This is a genomic window from Embleya sp. NPDC005575 (assembly GCF_040605455.1).
In the GTDB taxonomy this organism is placed as follows: Bacteria; Actinomycetota; Actinomycetes; order Streptomycetales; family Streptomycetaceae; genus Embleya.
This window is the reverse complement of record NZ_JBEXCV010000030.1, coordinates 15,945-35,844: the sequence shown is the minus strand read 5'-3', so window position 1 is coordinate 35,844 and position 19,900 is coordinate 15,945. Positions and strand designations below refer to the sequence as shown.

General features: G+C 70.8%; 18 protein-coding genes, 1 tRNA gene and 1 pseudogene. 7 read left to right on the top strand and 13 right to left on the bottom strand.

Features of this window, described 5'->3' with window-relative positions:
* The first annotated feature begins 181 nt into the window (after nt 1–181).
* Nucleotides 182–1,744, top strand: coding sequence for a molybdopterin-dependent oxidoreductase (locus ABZS54_RS13315; protein ID WP_355534266.1), 1,563 nt, complete (start codon nt 182–184; stop codon nt 1,742–1,744).
* Nucleotides 1,745–1,882: 138 nt separating this feature from the next.
* Here the strand turns inward: ABZS54_RS13315 and ABZS54_RS13310 are convergent, their stop codons facing one another.
* The 7 genes and pseudogenes from ABZS54_RS13310 to ABZS54_RS13280 all read right to left on the bottom strand — a co-directional run bounded on the left by ABZS54_RS13310 (nt 1,883) and on the right by ABZS54_RS13280 (nt 7,642).
* Nucleotides 1,883–2,932: an LLM class flavin-dependent oxidoreductase gene (locus ABZS54_RS13310; RefSeq protein ID WP_355534264.1), complete on the bottom strand. Its 1,050-nt coding sequence runs from the start codon at nt 2,930–2,932 to the stop codon at nt 1,883–1,885.
* Between the two features lie 151 nt (nt 2,933–3,083).
* Nucleotides 3,084–3,743: an RICIN domain-containing protein gene (locus ABZS54_RS13305; protein WP_355534262.1), complete on the bottom strand. Its 660-nt coding sequence runs from the start codon at nt 3,741–3,743 to the stop codon at nt 3,084–3,086.
* Between the two features lie 203 nt (nt 3,744–3,946).
* Nucleotides 3,947–4,249 carry a co-chaperone GroES gene (locus ABZS54_RS13300; protein WP_052173837.1) on the bottom strand — a complete coding sequence of 101 codons (303 nt, stop codon included), beginning with the start codon at nt 4,247–4,249 and terminating at the stop codon, nt 3,947–3,949.
* Nucleotides 4,250–4,437: 188 nt separating this feature from the next.
* Nucleotides 4,438–4,932, bottom strand: a complete 495-nt coding sequence (locus ABZS54_RS13295) for a DUF3618 domain-containing protein (RefSeq protein ID WP_355534260.1) — start codon at nt 4,930–4,932, stop codon at nt 4,438–4,440.
* A 109-nt stretch (nt 4,933–5,041) separates the two neighbouring features.
* Nucleotides 5,042–5,806, bottom strand: a complete 765-nt coding sequence (locus ABZS54_RS13290; RefSeq protein ID WP_355534258.1) for an ABC transporter ATP-binding protein — start codon at nt 5,804–5,806, stop codon at nt 5,042–5,044.
* Between the two features lie 14 nt (nt 5,807–5,820).
* A complete protein-coding gene (cbiQ, locus tag ABZS54_RS13285; protein WP_355534256.1) occupies nt 5,821–6,582 on the bottom strand; it encodes a cobalt ECF transporter T component CbiQ in 762 nt (253 codons plus the stop codon).
* 2 nt (nt 6,583–6,584) lie between these two features.
* A pseudogene (locus ABZS54_RS13280) lies at nt 6,585–7,642 on the bottom strand (energy-coupling factor ABC transporter permease).
* Nucleotides 7,643–7,884: 242 nt separating this feature from the next.
* Between ABZS54_RS13280 and bcp the strand changes: the two are divergent.
* Nucleotides 7,885–8,361: a thioredoxin-dependent thiol peroxidase gene (gene bcp / locus ABZS54_RS13275; protein WP_355534254.1), complete on the top strand. Its 477-nt coding sequence runs from the start codon at nt 7,885–7,887 to the stop codon at nt 8,359–8,361.
* A 201-nt stretch (nt 8,362–8,562) separates the two neighbouring features.
* Here bcp and ABZS54_RS13270 read toward each other — a convergent pair whose 3' ends face one another.
* Nucleotides 8,563–10,206, bottom strand: coding sequence for an amidohydrolase (locus ABZS54_RS13270; protein ID WP_355534253.1), 1,644 nt, complete (start codon nt 10,204–10,206; stop codon nt 8,563–8,565).
* Between the two features lie 98 nt (nt 10,207–10,304).
* Nucleotides 10,305–11,753: a cytosine permease gene (locus ABZS54_RS13265; protein WP_355534251.1), complete on the bottom strand. Its 1,449-nt coding sequence runs from the start codon at nt 11,751–11,753 to the stop codon at nt 10,305–10,307.
* Between the two features lie 284 nt (nt 11,754–12,037).
* Here ABZS54_RS13265 and ABZS54_RS13260 point away from each other — a divergent pair, with 284 nt between their 5' ends.
* Entirely contained in the window at nt 12,038–12,586 is a 549-nt protein-coding gene (locus ABZS54_RS13260; RefSeq protein ID WP_355534331.1) for a TetR/AcrR family transcriptional regulator, read from the top strand.
* Nucleotides 12,587–12,732: 146 nt separating this feature from the next.
* Nucleotides 12,733–12,816, top strand: a tRNA-Leu gene (locus ABZS54_RS13255).
* Nucleotides 12,817–13,034: 218 nt separating this feature from the next.
* Here the strand turns inward: ABZS54_RS13255 and gndA are convergent.
* Complete coding sequence (gene gndA / locus ABZS54_RS13250; RefSeq protein ID WP_355534249.1) at nt 13,035–14,471, bottom strand: NADP-dependent phosphogluconate dehydrogenase; 1,437 nt, start codon at nt 14,469–14,471, stop codon at nt 13,035–13,037.
* Nucleotides 14,472–14,903: 432 nt separating this feature from the next.
* Here gndA and ABZS54_RS13245 point away from each other — a divergent pair, with 432 nt between their 5' ends.
* From ABZS54_RS13245 to ABZS54_RS13235, 3 genes are all read left to right on the top strand, one after another.
* Complete coding sequence (locus ABZS54_RS13245; RefSeq protein WP_355534247.1) at nt 14,904–16,145, top strand: MFS transporter; 1,242 nt, start codon at nt 14,904–14,906, stop codon at nt 16,143–16,145.
* Between the two features lie 338 nt (nt 16,146–16,483).
* Entirely contained in the window at nt 16,484–17,137 is a 654-nt protein-coding gene (locus ABZS54_RS13240) for a hypothetical protein (RefSeq protein ID WP_355534245.1), read from the top strand.
* Nucleotides 17,138–17,326: 189 nt separating this feature from the next.
* Nucleotides 17,327–17,476 carry a rhodanese-like domain-containing protein gene (locus ABZS54_RS13235; RefSeq protein WP_355534243.1) on the top strand — a complete coding sequence of 50 codons (150 nt, stop codon included), beginning with the start codon at nt 17,327–17,329 and terminating at the stop codon, nt 17,474–17,476.
* 577 nt (nt 17,477–18,053) lie between these two features.
* Here the strand turns inward: ABZS54_RS13235 and ABZS54_RS13230 are convergent.
* The 3 genes from ABZS54_RS13230 to ABZS54_RS13220 form a co-directional block, all read right to left on the bottom strand.
* A complete protein-coding gene (locus ABZS54_RS13230) occupies nt 18,054–18,494 on the bottom strand; it encodes a DUF6325 family protein (RefSeq protein WP_355534241.1) in 441 nt (146 codons plus the stop codon).
* 176 nt (nt 18,495–18,670) lie between these two features.
* On the bottom strand, nt 18,671–19,051 hold the full coding sequence (locus ABZS54_RS13225) for a hypothetical protein (protein ID WP_355534239.1): 381 nt from the start codon (nt 19,049–19,051) through the stop codon (nt 18,671–18,673).
* Between the two features lie 64 nt (nt 19,052–19,115).
* Nucleotides 19,116–19,862, bottom strand: a complete 747-nt coding sequence (locus ABZS54_RS13220) for a hypothetical protein (protein ID WP_355534237.1) — start codon at nt 19,860–19,862, stop codon at nt 19,116–19,118.
* Nucleotides 19,863–19,900: the final 38 nt, after the last annotated feature.

Here is a 19,900-nt window from a genome sequence, read left to right as displayed (position 1 = left end):
TTATTGCAGGATGTTCGCAATAAGCTGCGGGTGCTTCGTCACACAACGGTAAGCAGCGGACTCGCCCCTCCGGGCCGCTGTGCGGCGACGATGGAAGGACCTGTTCCGCGAGCTGTTCCATGAGCCGTTCGCCGAGTCGTTTCCGACTCCTTTCCGAGTCCTTGCGAGCATGAGGTGTGCTGTGCGGCGTTCTGGTCGGTCCGGTGCCGCGTTGATCGGTGTGGTCTCGGCGGCGGTGGCACTCGGGGTGACCGAGGCGGTCGCGGCATTCGTGCGGCCGGAGGCCACTCCGTTCGTGACGATCAGCGGCGCGGTCACCGATCGTGCGCCGGAGGGACCGCGCGAGTGGGCGATCCGCACCTTCGGGACCGGCGACAAGGCGTTCCTGCTGACCGTGATTACCTTGCTGCTCGCCCTGATCGCCGCCGGACTGGGCGTACTCGCCGCCCGCCGGCTCGGCTACGGGATCGCCGGGGTGCTCGCGCTCGGCGGGTTCGCCGCGTGGACCGCCGCCGACCGGCCCTCGTTCGAAGCCGCCGATCTGGCCCCGGTGTCGGTCGGCACGCTGTTTGGGGTGCTGACGCTGGTCCTGCTGACCCGGCCCGACCTGGTCGACCGCCGGCCGCCGGCCCGCCCGCTGCCGGGCGCGCCCGAGGACGAGGTGAGCGAACCGGCCCCGGACACTTCGCGCCGCACGGTGCTTCTGGTCGGCGCCGCCGCAGTCGCCGCGGTGGCCGGCTTCGGCGGCCGGATGCTCCAGCACGCCCGGTTCAACGCGGAGAAGTCCCGTGCCGCGGTCGCCGGGAACCTGCCCACGCCGATCAGCTCCGCCACACCGGCCGGCCCCGGCCTGGTCGAACCCGGCCTGACCCCGTACCTGACCGCGAACGCCGACTTCTATCGGATCGACACCGCGTTCACCGTGCCGCAACTGCGGGCCGAGGACTGGGAGCTGCGCATCCACGGCCTGGTGGACCGGCAAATCCGGCTGGACTACCGGCAGTTGCGGGAGCGCTTCGCGATCGAGCGGGACATCACGCTGGCCTGCGTGTCCAACGAGGTCGGCGGCGATTTGGTCGGCAACGCCCGCTGGCTGGGCACCCCGCTGGCCGACCTGTTGCGCGAGGCCGGCATCCGGCCCGGCGCCGACCAACTGGTCTCCAGGTCGTCGGACGGGATGAGCATCGGCACGCCGCTGCGCGAGGTATTGGACGGGCGCGACGCGATGCTGGCGTACGCGATGAACGGCGAGCCGCTGCCGATCAAGCACGGCTTCCCGGTCCGGATGGTGGTGCCGGGTCTGTATGGATACGTGTCCGCGTGCAAGTGGATCGTGGATCTGGAGGTGACCCGGTTCGACGCGTTCAGCGCCTACTGGGTCAGGCTCGGCTGGGCCCGGCAGGCCCCGATCAAGACCCAGTCGCGGCTGGACACGCCCAGGGACGCGGGTACCGTCAAGGCCGGCCGGGTCCCGGTCGCCGGCGTCGCATGGGCCCAGCACCGAGGTATCGCCGCGGTCGAGATCCAGGTCGACGACGGCCCGTGGCAGCCCGCCGAGCTCGCGCCGCAGACCACCACCGACACGTGGCGCCAGTACCGGTGGATGTGGGACGCCACACCGGGCCGGCACACGCTGCGGGTCCGGGCCACGGACGGCACCGGCGCGGTGCAGACCGCCAAGAACGCGGACGTGGTGCCGGACGGCGCCACCGGCTACCACCACATCGAGGTCACGGTGCGCTGAGACCGGTCCACCGAGTCCCGTTCACGCAGCCCCGCTCGCCCGGCTCCGTCCGCCCGGCGGCGGATTCGATGTGCTGAACCGCTCCGAGTCGGGGAAGGACCCGGATGCCGCCGGGCCGCCCCACGGCCCGGCGGCGGATCACTCCTCGATCAGCCCCCACGCCTTGGCGATCAACTCGTACGACCGGATCCGCGCATCGTGTCCGTACACGTTGCTGATCACCATCAGCTCGTCCACCTGCGTGCGCTCGCGCAACTCCCGCATGCCGGCCCGCACCTCGGCCAAGTCGCCGCTGATGTGTCGGCCTCGGTAGTTCGACACGAACTCCCGCTCGGCAGGCGTCCACGGATATGCCTCGGCCTCCTCCGGCGAGGGCATCCGGCCCGGGTTGCCGCCGCGCAGCCGCAACATGGACAACGCCTGGGACAGCGCGAGCCGCTCGGCCTGCTCGTGGGTGTCGGCCGCGATCACCCCGGCGGCGATCATCGAGTACGGCTCCTTGAGCGCCTCGGACGGCTGAAACGACTCGCGGTACAACTCCAGCGCGGGCAGCGTGTGCTGCCCGCTGAAGTGGTGCGCGAACGCGAACGGCAGGCCCAGGATCCCGGCCAGCTGGGCGCTGTAGCCGCTCGACCCGAGCAGCCACACCGGCGCCTCGGAGGACGCGAACTCGCCGCCCGCCTCGATCCCGGACGCGGGACCGGGCACCGCGTGCATCCGCGAGTACGGGTGGTCCTGGGCGAACGACCCGGTGACGAACCCGATCAGCTCGCCGAGCGCCTGCGGGAACTCCTCGACCGACTCGGCGCCGCCGCCGCGCCGCAGCGCGCGCATGGTGACCTGGTCGGTGCCCGGAGCCCGGCCGATGCCGATGTCGATCCGCCCGGGGTGCAGCGCCTGGAGTGTGCCGAACTGCTCGGCGACCACCAGCGGGGCGTGATTGGGCAACATCACGCCACCGGAGCCCAGCCGCAGGGTGGAGGTGTGCGCGGCCAGGTGGGCGAGCAGCACCGGCGGCGACGAGCTGGCGATGCCGGGCATGTTGTGGTGCTCCGCCACCCAGAACCGATGGAAGCCCCATTGCTCGGCCCGCTGGGCCAACTCGGTGCTCGTGCGCAGTGCCTCGGTCGCCGAATACCCGGTCCCCACCGGCGCCACGTCCAGTACCGACAGCTTCACAGCGTCCACTCCGCGTCCCTCTTCCTCGCCCGTTTCTCGCCCGCCCGATCGCGCACTCGCACTCGTGCTTGTGCTCCGCGATCGCTCTGAGGTTGCAACCGCGGGGCATCGCGCGCTGTTCCGTCGGGTGGGCGTGGACGCGTGCCCGGCGACAACCCGCTCAGGCGCCGCCGGCCTGCCACACCGCGCCCGAGCCCGCCGGCACCAGGCCCAGGCCCTGTAGGCCCTTGACCTGGTCGCCCAGCCCCAGTGCCGAGCCGTTGCGGGCGATCAGTACCACCCCGGAGCCGCTGGCCTGCGGCTTCCACAGCTGGTTCTCGGCGCGCCCGCAGTCGTCCTGATACGCCCGCGACTCCCGGCCGCCCGACACCTCCAGGCACTTGTGCGAGAGCACCGACTCCAGCCGGACGAAGCCGCCGCCCGCGTCGCGCACCACCCACTGCTGGTTCGCCTTGCCCGCTCCCGCCGGGTACGCGATCACCGGCGCCCGATCCCGGTCGCTGGCACCGCTCACGTCCATCGCCCGGCCGTCCCCGAGGGTCAGCACGTAGCGGGCACCCACGGTCAGGGCCGGCTTGGCCGGCGGGCTCTTGGACGCCGATGGGGACGCCGAGGTGGGCGGGGCGGTGGTCGGCGGCGAACTGACCTGTGCGGCGACCACCGCGGGCGGGGTGGGGCTGCTCGGTCCGGGCGACGTCGCCGCGGCGGACTTGCCATCGCCACCGCCACCGCCGCCGAACACCCCGACCAGGCCGCCGCCCAGGAAACCCACCAGCGCGACCGCGCACAGCGCCGCTATCCAGATCCGACGTCGCGGCATCTGTCCCTCTCCTCTTGGCCGGCTCTTCGTGCGGATCGGGTCATCCTGGCAGAAGAGTTCATCCGCAGGAGTGAGGCGCCCGACCCGCCCCGGTCCGTCCGGGTCCGCCGATCGGCCGCGGGCATGCGAAGCCGCCGGGTGGTGAACGGCTCACCACCCGGCGTTGACGGCGATACGAGGATCTCTCGGCGGTCGGTCCGAGGTCAGAGGTACAGGCCGGTGGCCTCGCCGGAGACCTCGATCCGTTCGGCGGCGACCGCGTGCAGATCGCGCTCGCGGAGCAGGACGTACGGAACACCGCGCACCTCGACCTCGGCGCGCTCCTCGGGGTCGTACAGGACACGATCGCCCGGTTCGACGGTGCGGACGTTCTGGCCGACCGCGACCACCTCGGCCCACGCCAGCCGCTTGCCGACCTGCGCGGTCGCGGGGATGAGGATGCCACCGCCGGAACGGCGCTCACCCTCCGCCGCGTCCTGGCGGACCAGGACACGGTCGTGCAGCATGCGGATGGGCAGCTTCTCGCCGAGGTCGTGGGCGTTTTTGCTCGAAGACTGGGACCTGTCGGAACTCACGCTTCGACAAGCTACCCGCCCGACGCCGAACGTGCGTCACCGGGAGGTGTGATGTCCCGATCCGATTCCGCCTCGGCCGGGCCTCACGAGGTCCGCCCGGCGTCGCACTGCGGCCGGTCTCAGCGCTTCTTGCCGGTCCTACCCGTCTTGCCGGTCTTGACGTTCTTGTCGCCCTTGCCCCGGCTCTTCACCACTACGACCAGCAGGAACAGCCCCGCGACACCGCCCGCCAGCGGCACGATCCGCTCCTTGCGCGGTGCGCCCGTGTCGCTGTCGATGAACTGCGCCCGGACCTTGTCCTTCGCGCGTGCCATGACATTGGCCGGCTTCACCCGGTCGACGATCTCGTCCAGCGTCACGGCCAAATTGGCCCGGGCCGCCTCGATGTCCCGCTCGATCTGCTGCGGCGAGCGTCGGTCCGGCTGGTCGCCGTTCGTGTGCTTGTCGACGGCTTTCCCGTCCTTGTGCCCGACGTTCGCCACGTCGGCCTTGTGCGCACCGTCCACCGACTCCACCCGACTCCGCTCAGCGTGTGCCGTCACCGGACGGCCCAACGCCGCCCGGCCTTGCCGCTCCAACTCCGCCGGAGACAGTTCCCGCCCGTGGTCGCTCACAACCCGTCCTCTCCGGCCCCTGCGCTCGTGTGTTCCCCAAGTCTGTCAGGTACATCCCCGCACCCGCGTCAACCGGGTGCCGTGGCGCCGACGGCCGGGGGCGAAGCGGTCAGGCCGGGACCGACGAGGGGTCGAATCCGTACGGCAGTTCCAGCCGGTGGGCGGCCATCAGGTCGCGATCCAGGAGCAGATCGCGGGTGCTCCCGTCGGCGACCACGACGCCGCCGGCCAGCACCAGCGCGCGCGGACACAACTCCAACGCGTAGGGCAGGTCGTGGGTCACCATCAGCACGGTGACGTCGAGCGAACGGAGTACCTCGGACAGCTCGCGCCGGCTCGCCGGGTCCAGGTTCGAGGACGGCTCGTCCAGGACCAGGATCTCCGGCTCCATCGCGAGCACGGTGGCCACCGCGACCCGGCGGCGCTGGCCGTAGCTGAGGTGGTGCGGCGGGCGATCGGCGAAGCCGGCCATGCCCACTCGGGCCAGGGCGTGCCGGACTCGCTCCTCCAGCGCGGCGCCGCGCAGGCCCAGGTTGGCCGGGCCGAACGCGACATCCTCGCGGACCGTGGGCATGAACAGCTGGTCGTCCGGGTCCTGGAAGACGATGCCGACCCGGCGGCGGATCTCGCGCAGATGCTCCTTCGCCACCGGCAGGCCCGCCACCTCGACGGTGCCGGCGCCGGCGGTCAGGATGCCGTTGAGGTGCAGCACCAGGGTGGTCTTGCCGGCGCCATTGGGGCCGAGCAGTGCGACCCGTTCGCCGCGGGCGATGGTCAGGTCGACGCCGTACAGGGCCTGGTGGCCGTCGGGGTAGGCGTAGGCGAGACCACGGACGGCCAGCGAGGGGGCGGCGTCACCGGTTGCTTCACTCATGTGGGGTACTCCGTTCATAGGGTCAGCGCACCCGCCCACACCACGAGCGCCGCCGCCGGCAGCGCTGCGGTGGCGGCCCACTGGGCACCGGTGGCCCGCGTGTCCAGGATCACCGGCATGGATCCGGTGTAGCCCCGACTGAGCATTGCCAGGTGCACCCGCTCGCCGCGCTCGTAGGAGCGGATGAACAGTGCTCCGGCGGACTTGGCTACCGCCGGGCTCTGCCGCAGGTCGCGCGCGACGAAGCCGCGTGATTCGCGGGCGATCCGCATCCGGCCCATCTCGGCGGTGATCACCGCGCCGTAGCGCAGCATGAACGACATGATCTGGACCAGCAGCGGCGGCATCCGCAACTTCTGTAGGCCCAGCAGCAGGGTACGCAGTTCGGTGGTGGCCGCGAGCAGGACACCCGCGACCACGCCGAGGGTGCCCTTGGCCATGATGTTCCAGGCGCCGAGCAGGCCGTCACGGCTGACCGACAGGCCCAGCACCTCGACGTTCGGCCCGTTCGCGACGAACGGCAGCAGCAGCGCGAAGCCCACGAACGGCAGCTCCACGAGCATGCGACGCAGCAGGAAACCGGCCGGCACCCGGGCGAGCGCGGCGACCCCGGCGAGCAGTACGGCGTACGCGCCGAACGCCCAGTAGACCTCGCGCGGCGTGGACACCGTGGCGAGCACGAAGCCGACCAGCGCCAGGAGTTTGCAGTGCGGCGGCAGCCGATGGACCGGGGAGTCGCCGGGCCGGTACAGCCGATGCCCGTGGCCTGCCGACATGATCAGGCGCCGGTGCCCGCGCCGGTGCCCGCGCCGGTGCCCGCGCCGGAGTCCACGTCGCCGGCCGGGTCGGCGCCGGTGGAGCGCTTGCGGACCAGCCGGAACACGCCGGTGCCGACCAGCAGGGTGGCGCCCACGCCGATTACGCCGGCCAGGCCGCCGGAGAGCCGCTCGTTGTGTACACCCTTGACGCTGTAGTCGGCCAGTGGGCCGTCCTTCATCTGGTGGTCCTGCTCCTTGGCGTCGATGCCCTTGTCGGCGGACACCTTCTCCAGGCCGTCCGGGCTCTGGCTCGCGTAGTAGCTCACGAAGCCCGCCAGGACCAGGGCGAGCAGGGCGCCTGCGATCAGCAGCGTGCGGGTACGGACGCGGGTCATCGGGTTCCTCCTGCCGAGCGCAGTTCGAGCGGGCGCGCGAGGCCGCGCGCACCGTGGACGAGGTCGGGCCGGACCGCCAGCACGCTGGAGACGGTGGCCGCGGTGATGATCGCCTCGCCGATGCCGATCAGGACGTGCACACCGATCATCGCGCCGGCCACCTTGCCGATCGACACGTCGGTGGTCCCGCCGATCGCGTAGAAGCCGGTGAACACGCAGGCCGCCGCGGGTACCGAGACGAGCGCGCCGACGAACGCGGCGATCGGCACGGACGAGTGCCGCGCCGGCAGCAGGCCCAGCGTCAGGCGGAACAGCCCGTAGCCGACCACGACGGTCACGATGCCCATGATGGTGATGTTCAGGCCGAGCGCGGTCAGGCCGCCGTCGGCGAAGAACAGGCCCTGCATCAGCAGCACCACCGCCACGCACAGCACGCCGGTGTACGGGCCGACCAGGATCGCCGCGAGAGTGCCGCCCAGGAGATGGCCACTGGTGCCGCCGGCGACCGGGAAGTTGAGCATCTGGACGGCGAAGACGAAGGCCGCGACCAGGCCGGCCAGCGGCGCGGTGCGCTCGTCCAGCTCCCGACGCGCGCCGCGCAGGCCGACGGCGATCCCGGCGACGGCGACCACTCCGGCTCCCGCGGACGCGGGGCCGTCGATGAACCCGTTGGGTATGTGCATGTGGCCCCTCCCGAAATGCCGGATTCGGCTGTGGGATTTTATGGCTTCCGGCCTTAATTGCAAAAGCCTCGCAATTGGGTGATAGTTGCAACAGTGGTGCGCGCGCATCGTTCTTTGCCTGGGATTGACGAATGGGGCGCCCCCCGGACGCGCGACCGCGCCGGAGGGTTCGGGGCCCGGATCGGTCGGACCACAGCGCTAGCGTGGCGACGTACGTTGCCGAGCGATCCGAGGAGTTCTTCGTGAGCGACCGCCTCCAGGCGGGCGACACCGCCCCCGCCTTCACCCTGTCCGACGCCGACGGCAAGGACGTCTCGCTGTCCGGCTACGCGGGCCGCAAGGTCATCGTGTACTTCTACCCGGCCGCACTGACCCCGGGCTGCACCAAGCAGGCGTGCGACTTCACCGACAACCTGGACCTGCTCGCGGGCGCGGGCTACGACGTGGTCGGCATCTCGCCGGACAAGCCGGAAAAGCTTGGCAAGTTCCGGGAGAAGGAGAGCCTCACGGTGACGCTCCTCGCCGACCCGGACAAGAGCACGCTGGAGGCGTACGGCGCGTTCGGCGAGAAGACCATGTACGGCAAGACGGTCAAGGGCGTGATCCGCTCGACGTTCGTCGTCGACGAGAGCGGCAAGGTCGAGCGGGCGCTGTACAACGTGCGCGCGACCGGCCACGTCGCCAAGCTGATCAAGGACCTCAAGCTCGAAACGGCCTGAGGTCACCCCGCCGCTCCGCTCGGGATTCCGGCAGCCCCGATTCACCCGACTTTTAGGGTGAATCGGGGCTCTTCGCGCGAAACCCTGTGTCGTGTCCCCTCGCGCGCGACCGGCTGCCCCGACCTGGAGCGTGATCGGGCCGTACCTGCGGTTGCGGCCGGCGGAGTCGCCGGGGTTCACGAACTCGGCCGGGGATCGAGGTCAGGCGGTGTGCACGATTTCGCCGCCGACCGCGACCACGTCGCAGACCGTGCCGGGGATGTCGGCCGGGGCGATGGTCATGATGTCGCGGGAGAGCACGACGAAGTCGGCCAGCTTGCCGACGGTGAGCGAACCGCGCTCGTGCTCCAGGAAGTTGGCGTACGCCGAGCCCATCGTGTAGCCGTGCACGGTGGTCTCGATATCGAGAGTCTCGGCCGGGATCCAGGACGGGCCCCCGGCCAGCGGCGCGCGGGTGAGCGCGGTGTACACGCCGACCATCGGGTCCATCTCGGCCACGTTCCAGTCGCTGGAAAGCGCCAACACCGCGCCGGCCGCGTGCAGGCTCCGCATCGGCCACGCCTTGTGCCAGCGCTCCTCGCCGACGTTCTCCGCCCAGTCCTGGCCCGGCCCGGCGATCTCCGGCGCGCAGTGCCGCGGCTGCATGCACGCGACCACGCCCAACTCGGCGAAGCGCGACACGTCCGCCGGGTCCAGGCACTCCACGTGTACGACCTGGTGCCGCGCGTCCCGCTCGCCGTTGACCGTACGGGCGTGCTCGACCGCGTCCAGGACGGTGCGGATGCCCCGGTCGCCGGTGGCGTGCACGAAGCACTGGAAACCGCGACCGTCCAACTCGGCCAGCAGGTCGGCGAATTCCTCGGCCGGGTAGAACGTCTCGCCCCGGTGGTGCGCACAACCGCGGTACGGCTCCAGGAGCGCGGCCGTGCGCGGTTCGACCACGTCGTCGATGTAGAGCTTGAGCGGGCCCACTCGTAGTCGGTCGTCGCCGTGCGTACGAGCGGCTTCGGCGAACTCGTCCAGGTCCGCCGCGGTGGTGCCGCGCGGGTGGAACAGCGCCGCGACGATGCGCGAGCGCAGCCGACCCTCGTGCCGGGCGCGGGTGTACAGGGCCAGGTCGTCGAGCGAGTTCTGCGGCTCGACCACCGTGGTGATGCCGAACCGGATCGCGTCGTCCAGGCTCTTGGCCAGCCGGCCGTACTGCCGGTCGGCCGAGGCCCACGGCAGACCCAGTTCGCGCAGCGCCCGGTGCCCGTCGCGGGAGAGGCCGCGGATCGCGAAGTCCTTGATGAAGCCGGTCGGCTCGCCCGTCTCCGGGTCCTTGTCCACCCGGCCGAACGGCAGGATGTCGCTGTCCCGGGTGATGCCGAGCCGCTTGATCGCGGCGCTGTTGAGCCACGCGGTGTGCACGTCGTAGCTGAGGACGAAGGCCGGCACCGCGCCGGTGACCGGGTCCAGGTCACTCGCGCGCGGCATCCGGCCGTCCGGGATCGCCGAGTAGTCGAATGCCTCGGCCTCGATCCACTCGGCATCCGGGTTGGCCGCCAGCCAGGCGCCGATCCGCTCGTGGATGCCGGCCAGCGTGCGCACGCCCGCCAACTGCACACACGCGTCGTCCGAGCCGAGCCGCACGTGATTGTGCGCGTCGATGAAGCCGGGCAACACGCGCCGCCCGGCGCCGTCGAGCACGGTGGTGTCCAGGCCGATCCAGGCCGCGGCGTCGGCGTCCGCACCCACCCAGGTGATCCGGCCCGCGCGCACGGCGAGCGCCTCGGCCTCGGGCAGGTCGGGGTCGACAGTGTGAATGCGGGCGTTGCGCAGGACCAGATCGGCGATGTGGGACACGGTGACTCCAGGGGTGGTGCGGAAACGTGGTGCGGGTGGGGCCGGGTGGGCCGGGGGACGGTCGGATGGGGTGAGTCGTGGGATGGGTCGTCAAAGGGTCAGTGCTCGGCGAACTGCGGTTCGCGGCGCGCGAGCGCCCAGTACAGGACGCCGGAGACGACCGCGCCGAGCAGGGTGAAGTCCCCGTCGAAGGTCTCGACCAGCGCGCCGGTCCACAGCGCGGACTCGGCGGTCAGGCACGCGAAGACGATGCCGACGCCGAGCGCGATCATCCCGGCGGGATGGAAGCCGTTGCGGTACCAGTAGGCGCCGCCGCGCATGTCGTGCAGGCCGTCGGCGTCGTAGCGGCAGTGGCGCATCAGCGTGTCCGCGATGAACACCCCGCCCCATGGCGCGAACACCACCACGAGCACGGACAGGAAGCTGGTCAGGTTGTCGGTGAAGTTGCCGTTGAACAGCGCCCACAACGAGCCGACCAGGATGAACGCGGTGCTGACCAGGATGCCCTTGGAGCGCGACCAGGGGATACCGAGCACCTGGAGGTTCAGGCTGGAGGAGTACAGGGTCAGGATCGAGTTGGTGATCGAGCCGCCGACCACGAGCAGCAGGAACAGCGCCTCGAACCAGTTCGGCACCAGGTCGGCGACACCGGCCACCGGGTCGGTCATGTCCGCCTGGGTGGCCGCGGCCACGCCGACCACGCCGAGCAGGACCGAGGAGAGCATCCCGCCGGCCGCGCCCCACAGGGTGATCGAGCGCAGCGAGGTGTCCCGGGGCAGGTAGCGGGTGTAGTCCGAGGGCATCGGCAGGTAGGAGATGGGGCCCGCGACCAGGACGAGCACGGCGAGCGAGATCGCGTGGAAGGTGTTCGAGGTCTCCGGCGCGGCTCCGGTCTCCAGACCCGGGACCACGAACAGGATCAGCAGGCCGAAGCCGATGCCCAGTACGTAGGCCATCCAGCGTTCGGCGGCCTGCACGGTGGCGTGACCCCACATCGCGACGGCGAAGGTGAGCGAGAGGGTGATCGCGAGCGCGACCACCCGGGCGAGGTCGCCGCCGGCCCAGCCGAGCTTGGCGAACAGCCCCTCCAGCGCGAACGTGCCGACCACGGTGTTGAGGATCGTGTAGCCGATCCCGACGACCCAGTTGAGCAGGCCGGCCGGGAAGTTGCCGTGTACGCCGAACGCGGCGCGCGAGATCACCAGGGTCGCGGTGCCGGTGCGGACCCCGGCGAGGCCGAGCGCGCCGACCGCGAAGAACGCCAGGCCGGTGACCACGACCACGGCGATGGCGGCCCAGAAGGAGAGGCCGAACATCACCGCGAGGGTGCCGTTGATGACGAAGGTGAACGACAGGTTCGAGCCGAACCAGAGCCAGAAGACGTCCTTGGCGCTGCCGTGCCGTTCGTCGTCCGGGATCGGATCGATCCCGTGGGTCTCCACCTGGAAGAGCTCGTCGGAGGCGACCCCCGTACCGAAGCCGGGCGGGGCGGCGCTCGGGGCGGCGCTCACAGTGGCGCTTGCGGAGTCCGTGCGGGGCTGGGTCACCGGACCTCCTCTTCGTGGTGTGCGGCTCGGCTGCACGGGCATGGGGACCGCACCGAGACCTTGAATGACATTCAAGAACTTTGAACGTCACTCAAGGTGCGCTGCGAGCGAGGAAGGTGTCAAGAGTTCGTGACGAACCCGACCGGAATTTGACTGTCGTTCAAGGTCCGCGTCGGCGGAGGGATAGGGTCTAGCCGTTGCGCGAGCGGCTCGGCCGCGCGGTCGAAAGGCGGGTGTCGGTGGTGGCCACGAGGCGGAGCGACGGTCGAATCGCCCAGGACCGGATGCTCGAGGAGGCCGTGGCGGCGATTGCCGAGCACGGCCTGGCCAAGCTGACGATGTCCGGCCTCGCGGAGCGTCTGGGCACCAGCGGCGGGCACATCCTGTACTACTTCGGCAGCAAGGATCAGCTGCTGCTGGCCGCGCTGCGCTGGAGCGAGGACCGGCTGGCCGAGGAGCGTGCCCGGCTGCTCGCGCGCCGGGTCGCGGCCGATCGCAAGCTGGACCTGTTCCTGGGGCTGTATCTGCCGGTCGGCCCGCGTGATCCGCGCTGGATGTTGTGGCTGGAGCTGTGGGCCAGGACGGCCGGCAACGCGGAACTGCGGGTGGCGCAGGACGAGATCGACCTCGGCTGGCAGGCCGACCTGGTCACGATCCTGGTCCGGGGTGCGGACAGGGACGTACTGCTCATCGACGACCCGGATGCGGTCGCGTCGGAGCTGCTCGCGCTGCTGGAGGGGTTGAGCACGCGCACCGTGCTCGGACTCGGCGGGACGACTCGGGAGAGCGCGTTGGCGATGGCGCGGCGGGCGACCGGGCGGCTGGTCCGCTGAGCGATGGGCGTCGCGGGCCGCCTCGATGTCGGCCCGGGCTCGGCCGGATGGTTGGTCGCGGGGGATATGTGCCGGCCGCTCGATGCGACGGGCACTAGCATGAAGCCTGGTCGACCTCGGGGCGTTGTCGCGCGGGTCGGTCGCGCGCGGCCGTGGCGCAATTGGTTGACGCAGCAGGTTTAGGTCCTGCCGTCCGAGAGGATATGAGGGTTCGAGTCCCTTCGGCCGCACAAGTGGTGATTTTCCGGTGGTTGTCGGCCGGACTTGTGCCGGCGGCCGCGACCTCGCGCACGCCGGCTTGCGGCATGTCGTCCCTGGGGAGGCGCCATGCACTGCGAGTACTGTCCGAAGGATTCCGGCGGCCGGGTGCAGACGCCCCCCGCGGCGGCAGGGACCGGGCTGTGGTCCCTGCCGGGCGGCGTTTGGTGGCGTGTGGCTGTCGGCCCGATCAGACCGCGTGTTCCGTACGGTCGCCGGACCACTCGGTGTGGAAGGATCCCTCGCGGTCCACCCGGCGGTAGGTGTGCGCACCGAAGAAGTCCCGCTGCCCCTGGATCAGCGCGGCCGGCAGCCGTGGCGAGCGCAGGCCGTCGTAGTAGGACAGGGCGGCGGCGAAGCCCGGGGTGGGGATGCCCAATTCGGCGGCGGTGGCCACCACCCGACGCCAGGCGTCCTGCGCGCCGGCGATCGCGTTTTGGAAGTAGTCGGCGGTCAGCAACGAGTCGGGCGTGCGGTCGGCCCCGTACGCCTCACGGATGCGATTCAGGAAGCGGGCCCGGATGATGCAGCCGCCCCGCCAGATCTCGGCGACCGTACCGGGATCGATCGACCAGTCGTATTCGGCACTGCCTGCCTGAATCTGGTGAATGCCCTGCGCGTACGCCACGATCTTCGACGCGTACAGCGCCTGCTCGACGTCGTCGGCGAAACGATCGGCCGCTGCCCCGTCGAGCGTGCCTCGGGTGGGCCCGGGCAGCCCCTGGGCCGCCGCGCGCAGTTCGGCGTGGCCGGACAACGACCGGGCGAACACCGCCTCGGCGATACCGCTGACCGGAACACCCAGGTCCAGCGCGGTCTGCACGGTCCACCGACCGGTGCCCTTCTGCTCGGCACGGTCCTGGACCACGTCGACGAACGCCTTGCCGGTGGCCGCGTCGGTGTGCGCGAGTACCTCGGCGGTGATCTCGATCAGGTAGGACTCCAACCGGCCCAGGTTCCAGGTCTTGAACACCTGGGCGATCTGGGCCGGCTGCATGCCCAGCGCGCGATCGAGCAGGTCGTACGCCTCGGCGATCAGCTGCATGTCGGCGTACTCGATGCCGTTGTGCACCATCTTGACGAAGTGACCGGCGCCGTCCGGACCCATGTGCGCGCAACACGGTACGCCGTCGACCTTCGCGGCGATGTCCTCCAGGATCGGGCCGAGCACGGCGTACGACTCGGGGGAGCCGCCGGGCATGATGCTCGGGCCGAGCAGAGCGCCCTCCTCGCCACCGGAGATCCCGGTACCGACGAAGTGGATGCCGCGCTCGCGCAGCGCGGCCTCGCGGCGGCGGGTGTCGGCGAAGTGCGCGTTGCCGCCGTCGACGATCATGTCGCCGGGTTCGAGGAGCGCGGCGAACTCGTCGATCACCGCGTCGGTGGGTGCGCCGGCCTTGACCATGATCACCAGCCGCCGGGGCGGCTCCAGTAGGGCGACGAACTCCTCGGCCGTGTCGGCGGGTAGGAAGGTACCCTCGCCGCCGAATTCCTCGACCAGGGCACGCGTCTTGGCCGAGGTCCGGTTGTGCACGGCGACGGTGTGCCCGTGCCGCGCGAAATTGCGGGCCAGATTGCGCCCCATCACGGCCAGTCCGGTCACACCGATACGAGCTCGCTCCGCCATCTTCGTCAACTCCTGCTGTCTGTCCGGGCGTCCGGAGAAGAGACCGGGACGATCACCGAGACCGCGAACCGATCCCATGACCGCCCCATGCGATCACTGCGACAACATCGTCCGTGCCCCTCGCTAATCCCCCACCCGCAACACGCCGGCCACCACAGGAGCCCGAGCGGGCAGCCATCGGCAGCAGACGCAGTCCGCCGCGCGAAAGTCGCCACGTCAGGGCCGCTACGGACACTGCGACTGGGCGGGTCGGCTCACGCCTCGGGCAGGGGCGCGGCCCGGGAGGTCCGCACCGGTCGGATCGGGACCCGCGTCAGCAGCGCCCGCGCCCGATCCCACCTCGCCGCGCGCGTTGCCGCCGCCCGGCAAAGGCGTTCGGCCCCGGCTGCGGTGCTTCCGCCGTAGAGCACCGGGGGCCGGCAGCATCGCTTGATGCGCCGAAATCCGAATCTTGTGCTCTCCGTGATAGCCGCCGCCTACGGGTTGTCCTCGATGGGTGACCAGATGGCGATGGTCGCGTTGACCCTGCGATTACACGATCAGGGGCGGTCCGGGGCGGTGATCTCGGCGCTGGTGATCGGCAGTGTCTTGCCGATCGTGGTGGTTGGTCCGTTGGCGGGTCCGTTGCTCGACCGGGTGGAGAGCGGTCGGCTGGTCGTGGCGGTGACCGCACTTCAGGCGGTGGTCGCGCTCGGGTTGGCGCTCACCAGGGACGTGGTGGCCACCATCGCGCTTCTGGCGCTGCTGGGTGCCGGGTTGGCGGTGGTTTCCCCGACGCTGCAACTGCTCGTACCGGAGATCGTGGGCGACGCGGACACGACACGAGGGTTCGCGCGCTTGGAGACGTTTCGTTCGGTAGGCAATGTCGCGGGGCCGGCCCTGGCCGGGGTGTTGGTTGCCGGGGTCGGTGATCGGGCCGTTCTGCTGGGCAACGCGGGGTCTTTCGCGGTGGTGGCCGGTGTGTTTCTCGTACTGCGGATCCGCCGGGAGCCGGCGGCGGCCGGCGACGCACGACTCGGGTGGCTCGGTCAGGTGCGGCAAGGGGTGGACGTGCTCGGGGGTGATCGGTTGTTGCGGGTGGCGATTCCGGCGTTGGCCACCGCGATCGTGTTCACCGCGATGATGAATGTGGCGCGGGTCTTCTTCATCCGGGACGACCTGGGTGCTTCGGACGCCGGGTACGGCTGGCTGGTCACCGGGCACACCGTCGGGATGCTCCTCGCTGCGGCGTTCCTGGCCGCGCGCATCCCGTTGGCCTGGCAACCCCGGGTCCTGGCCGGGGCCGGGGTGATGATGGGCGGGGCCCTGTTCGGCAGTGCGACCGTGCCCGTATTCGCCTTCGCCTTCGCCGCGTTCGTACTCACGGGGGTGGCCAACGCGCTACAGAATCTCGCCATCCGCAACCTCATCCACGCCCGCGTCCCACGCGAGAGCCGAGGCCGCGCCTTCGCCTCCTCCAGCGCGGCCCTCAACGGCGCGAACCTGACCGGCACGGCACTCGCCGGCCCGGCCGCAACCTCACTCGGCGGCGCCGGTGCACTCCAACTGGCCGGCGTGGGGACGCTGTTGGTGTCCCTGGCTGCGGCACCCATCCTCTTGCGCCAACAGCCGGTAGAGCCGACCACGCACCCGGCCCCACCGGTGAGCCAACCCACCGAGCCGACGGGCGAATGAAGATCTTCCGGACCGAGTTCGGTTCAGCGTTCAAGCTCGATGATCAGCGCCGGGCTACGGCCCTCAACTCGCCCCCGCACGCCGCTTCGACCGCGGCCGGGGCCTGGGGCTCGTCGCCGAGCTGGTCCACCACGACTGGACCGTCGGCCGTTGCGGCCGGGCCCCGGGGGCCGGCGGTCCCATCTCGTGGTTGCACCCCGGAAGCACCGGCGGAGGTGGTGACCCTCGAAGGGGCCCGAGTCGGCTCTGTCGGGCATGGCCGAATCGGCTGTCCCGGTGGTGGTCCGGTGGGGAAATCCGGTTGTCCGGGGATTGCGCGCACCGGTACCCATGTGGCCATGAAGTCATCGATTCGCCGTACCCGGCACGCGCTGCCGCGAGGTGAGGCCGAGGTCTGGGCACCGGCCTCCGTGCGGTACGGGATACCGCCGTACGCCTGCAAGTACCTGTACACCGCCGGTGTGTTGCGCGAATTCGTCACATCGGCGGGATTGTTGGTGAGCCACGGGCAGTATCTCGCCGCCGCGTCGCTGTCGCTCAACGGTGCCGAACTCGTCGGGCGGTGCGTTTCGGAGCGCACCGAGCAGGGTGTCACGCAGCGGTTGCGCAACGGGCTGAGCCATCTGGAGAACCTGGAAACGGCCGAGGAGGGTGAGGTCATCCCCGAGGTCGACGCCCTGGTCAAGCTGCGCGGTTTCACGGCCCACCCCACCCTCGAACCGCCCGCCGGGTCGCAACTCCAGTTCTCTCGACGCACGTTCGAGTACCTCCTCCATCGGTTGGCGCTCGCCGTCGACCGACTGTGGACGGACGCCGACGCGGGCATCGTCCGTAAGTTCTCCGGTGCGAAGGTCGCCCCGATGCGTACTGACGGGCAAAACCTGTACATCGAGGCTCTGCTCGCGCACCTCGACGCGGGTCACACGCCTGGCACGCGGATCCCGTACGAGGAGAGTTGGCGGGCGCGCTCGGCGACGGCGGTCGGCCGCTGACGAATCGCCTCTCCGGCCCGAGGGCCGATGCCCGAGGGGTGGCGCCGGTGGGGCCCGTCAGTCCCGCTCGGGGTGCGCCGCGGCGCGGGCTCGTCACGTGGGGGTTCCAGAAGCGGTAGGCGCCGATGCGGTAGCGGGCGCCGGGGGACGAGGTTTCTCGCCCCGACCCTGCTGCCCGATCACGACGCGGTGATCGTCACGTACTGCTCCAACCCCGCCTGCCCGAACAGCGGCCAAGTCGCCGACCGCCTCACCCACCTCGGCTACACCAACGTCCGCAAGTACGCCGAGGGCATCGAGGACTGGACGAACGCGGGCCTCCCGACCGAATCCGCGTGACGCTGTACCCCTTCGCCGGAGCGGGCCCGGAGGAGAGCGGGAGGGTCAACGAGAGACCGGCCTCGGCCCTTTCTCGGTCCTGCGGAGTTCGTAGTGGAACGGCGAGTCCGGGTCACCCCATTCGGTGTTCAGGCGTGGGTCCTCATGCGAACCGTGCGTCGTGAGGTCCTTCAGAGCCGCCTCGGTGGCTACGGGCAATTCCGCTTCCGCGACCATTTTGCAGTCCCTCCCCGCCGGCGCACCCGCCCGGGTCGCATTGTGCTCCCGGCTGCTCGCCCGCCCGTCATGAGGGTGCCCGTGACCTGGGTGGACGTGCGACGAGGGCGCCTTGCCGAAGCGAAGGCGCCCTCGTGACGGTGCGTCATGGCCCGACGGGTGCGCGGTGGCCACAATCGTCGCGCGGCGGCTACCGGGGTGGTCCTTCAGGTCGGTGATTCGGCCGCCGGCCAGTGGGAAGCGGTACCAGACGTTCGGTGACGATCACCGTTGCGTTGCCCGCGCCGCTGCCCTCGTAGTGGACCTCGCGGCTCTGTGGTGTGTTCTGCGCGCAAGACCGGGTCGGCACGATTCGTTTTCTTCAGGTGCCGTCGGGCGTCCCGGCCAGGGTCTCTTCCGCATCGTCCAGCACGGCCTGCGGCAACCGGGTGTAGGAGAGCAACCGGCCGCCCGAATCGTGGATCCGGGCGGCCACCTCGCGGGCCCAGATGTTCTCCACGAACAGCACCACCACCAGCGAGTCGTGTGGCATGACCTGCCCGATCTGGTCGACGTCCTCGTCCCCGGCCAGGCCCGGCATCTCGCGCGCGGCCAACTCCGCCGCAACGTCGCGCAACCCCTCGAACTCGCCGGCCTCGTGGCTGCTCACCTCGCCCGCCATGTCTTTGACCACGATCAGCGCGTCGATCAATCGCACGTCGCCGCGCTCCTCGACCGACTCGAACGCGTCCAGCACGGCCGAGGTCAGCCGCTGGCCCGGAAATCCCAACACGATGGCGTCGACGGGTCCCAACTCGGCCATGCTTCCTCGTCTCGGGGGGTAGGTGCGGCGGTGAAAGGTAGGTGCGGCGAGGAAGTGAGCATGCTCGCAACTTCGTGCCCGTTCCCGGTTCGCGCGCATTCATGTGTCGCCACGCCCCCCGGCTCCTCGGCCGCAAGCCCCCTCCCCGCGTGCCCCGCCTCCGCCGACCCCCGGGCTCATCCCTCGTACGCGACCACCGACGCCGCCGGCTTCGGGGCGTCCGAGCGCTGCCACTGCCCGAGGTAGACGTTGCCCTTCGCCGACACCACCCGGGACGACACCGGCGCCGGCAGCGTGACCTGCCAGGCCGGTTCGCCGGTCTTCACCCGCAGTGCGAACAGGTGGGCGGCGTTGTCGCCGGTCGCGTCGGTCTCGCGCCGGAAGCGGTCCCGGAAGCCGTGGTCCGTCGTGAACTCCGCGCGCACGGTCTTGACCGCGACCCGAACCCCGCTCGGGGACGTGCCGAGGAACACCTCGCCCATCCCGCCCTCGCCCAACCGGCCGCGCAGCCGATACGGCCCGAGCCGCGTCGGATCCCCGTCGCGCAGTGCTTCCATGACCACCGTTCCCCGTTCCGGTCGTACGGGAGTGGCCACTTCAGCCACCGCCCGGAAGGGGCAATCAGGTGCTTCCCCCTCGGAAATACTGTTGCCAGACCTGGGTTTGTCGGGTCTCGGAGTGATCCGGACCCAGCACCCGGGCGAAGTCGACGATCAGCGGGCCGTACAGGGCCAGTGCCTCGCTGCGGTAGCCCGCGAGGCCGCGATTGACCGCGTGGCCGGCTCGCGCGACCAGCGATTCCAGGCAGTCGGCGCCCAGGATCCGGATCGAATCCAGGGCGAGCGCGCCGTACATCGCGGCGGCCCGGAGTGGATCGCCGGACTCGCCGGTGAACCGGGCCTGGAAGCTGCGCGCGGTCAGCGTGCTCTCCGCCTCGGCGCCCAGCGCGCGGGTCATGTCCGCCACGAGCTTGGTGAACAGTGCGACCGCGTGCGGGGGTTCGCCGCCCTCACCGGTGAACCTGGCGTGACACAGCCGCATGTCCAGGGTGACCCAGTCGCCGGGACCCAGATGCTGCGCGGCGACCGGGATCAGGCCGGCCAGCAACTGGGCGGCGCGCCGGGGATCGCCGTCCAGACCGACGAAGTGGGCATATGCCCGGCGGATGTTGAGCGTGTCGCGATCGGTGTTGCCCAGCACCCGGCTCGCGACCTCGCCGAGTTGCCGGTAGAGCCGGATGGCCGCCGCGGGATCCTCGCGCATCCCCCACTCCCAGACGGCGCCCACCTGTTCGTTGATGCGGGACCGCGAGGGATACGGCTCTTCGAGCGGACGAGGGGGCCGCACGATGCGGAAAGGCGAATCCATGCTCACCTCCGAAGATGTCGCATCCGAGTGTGCGACCT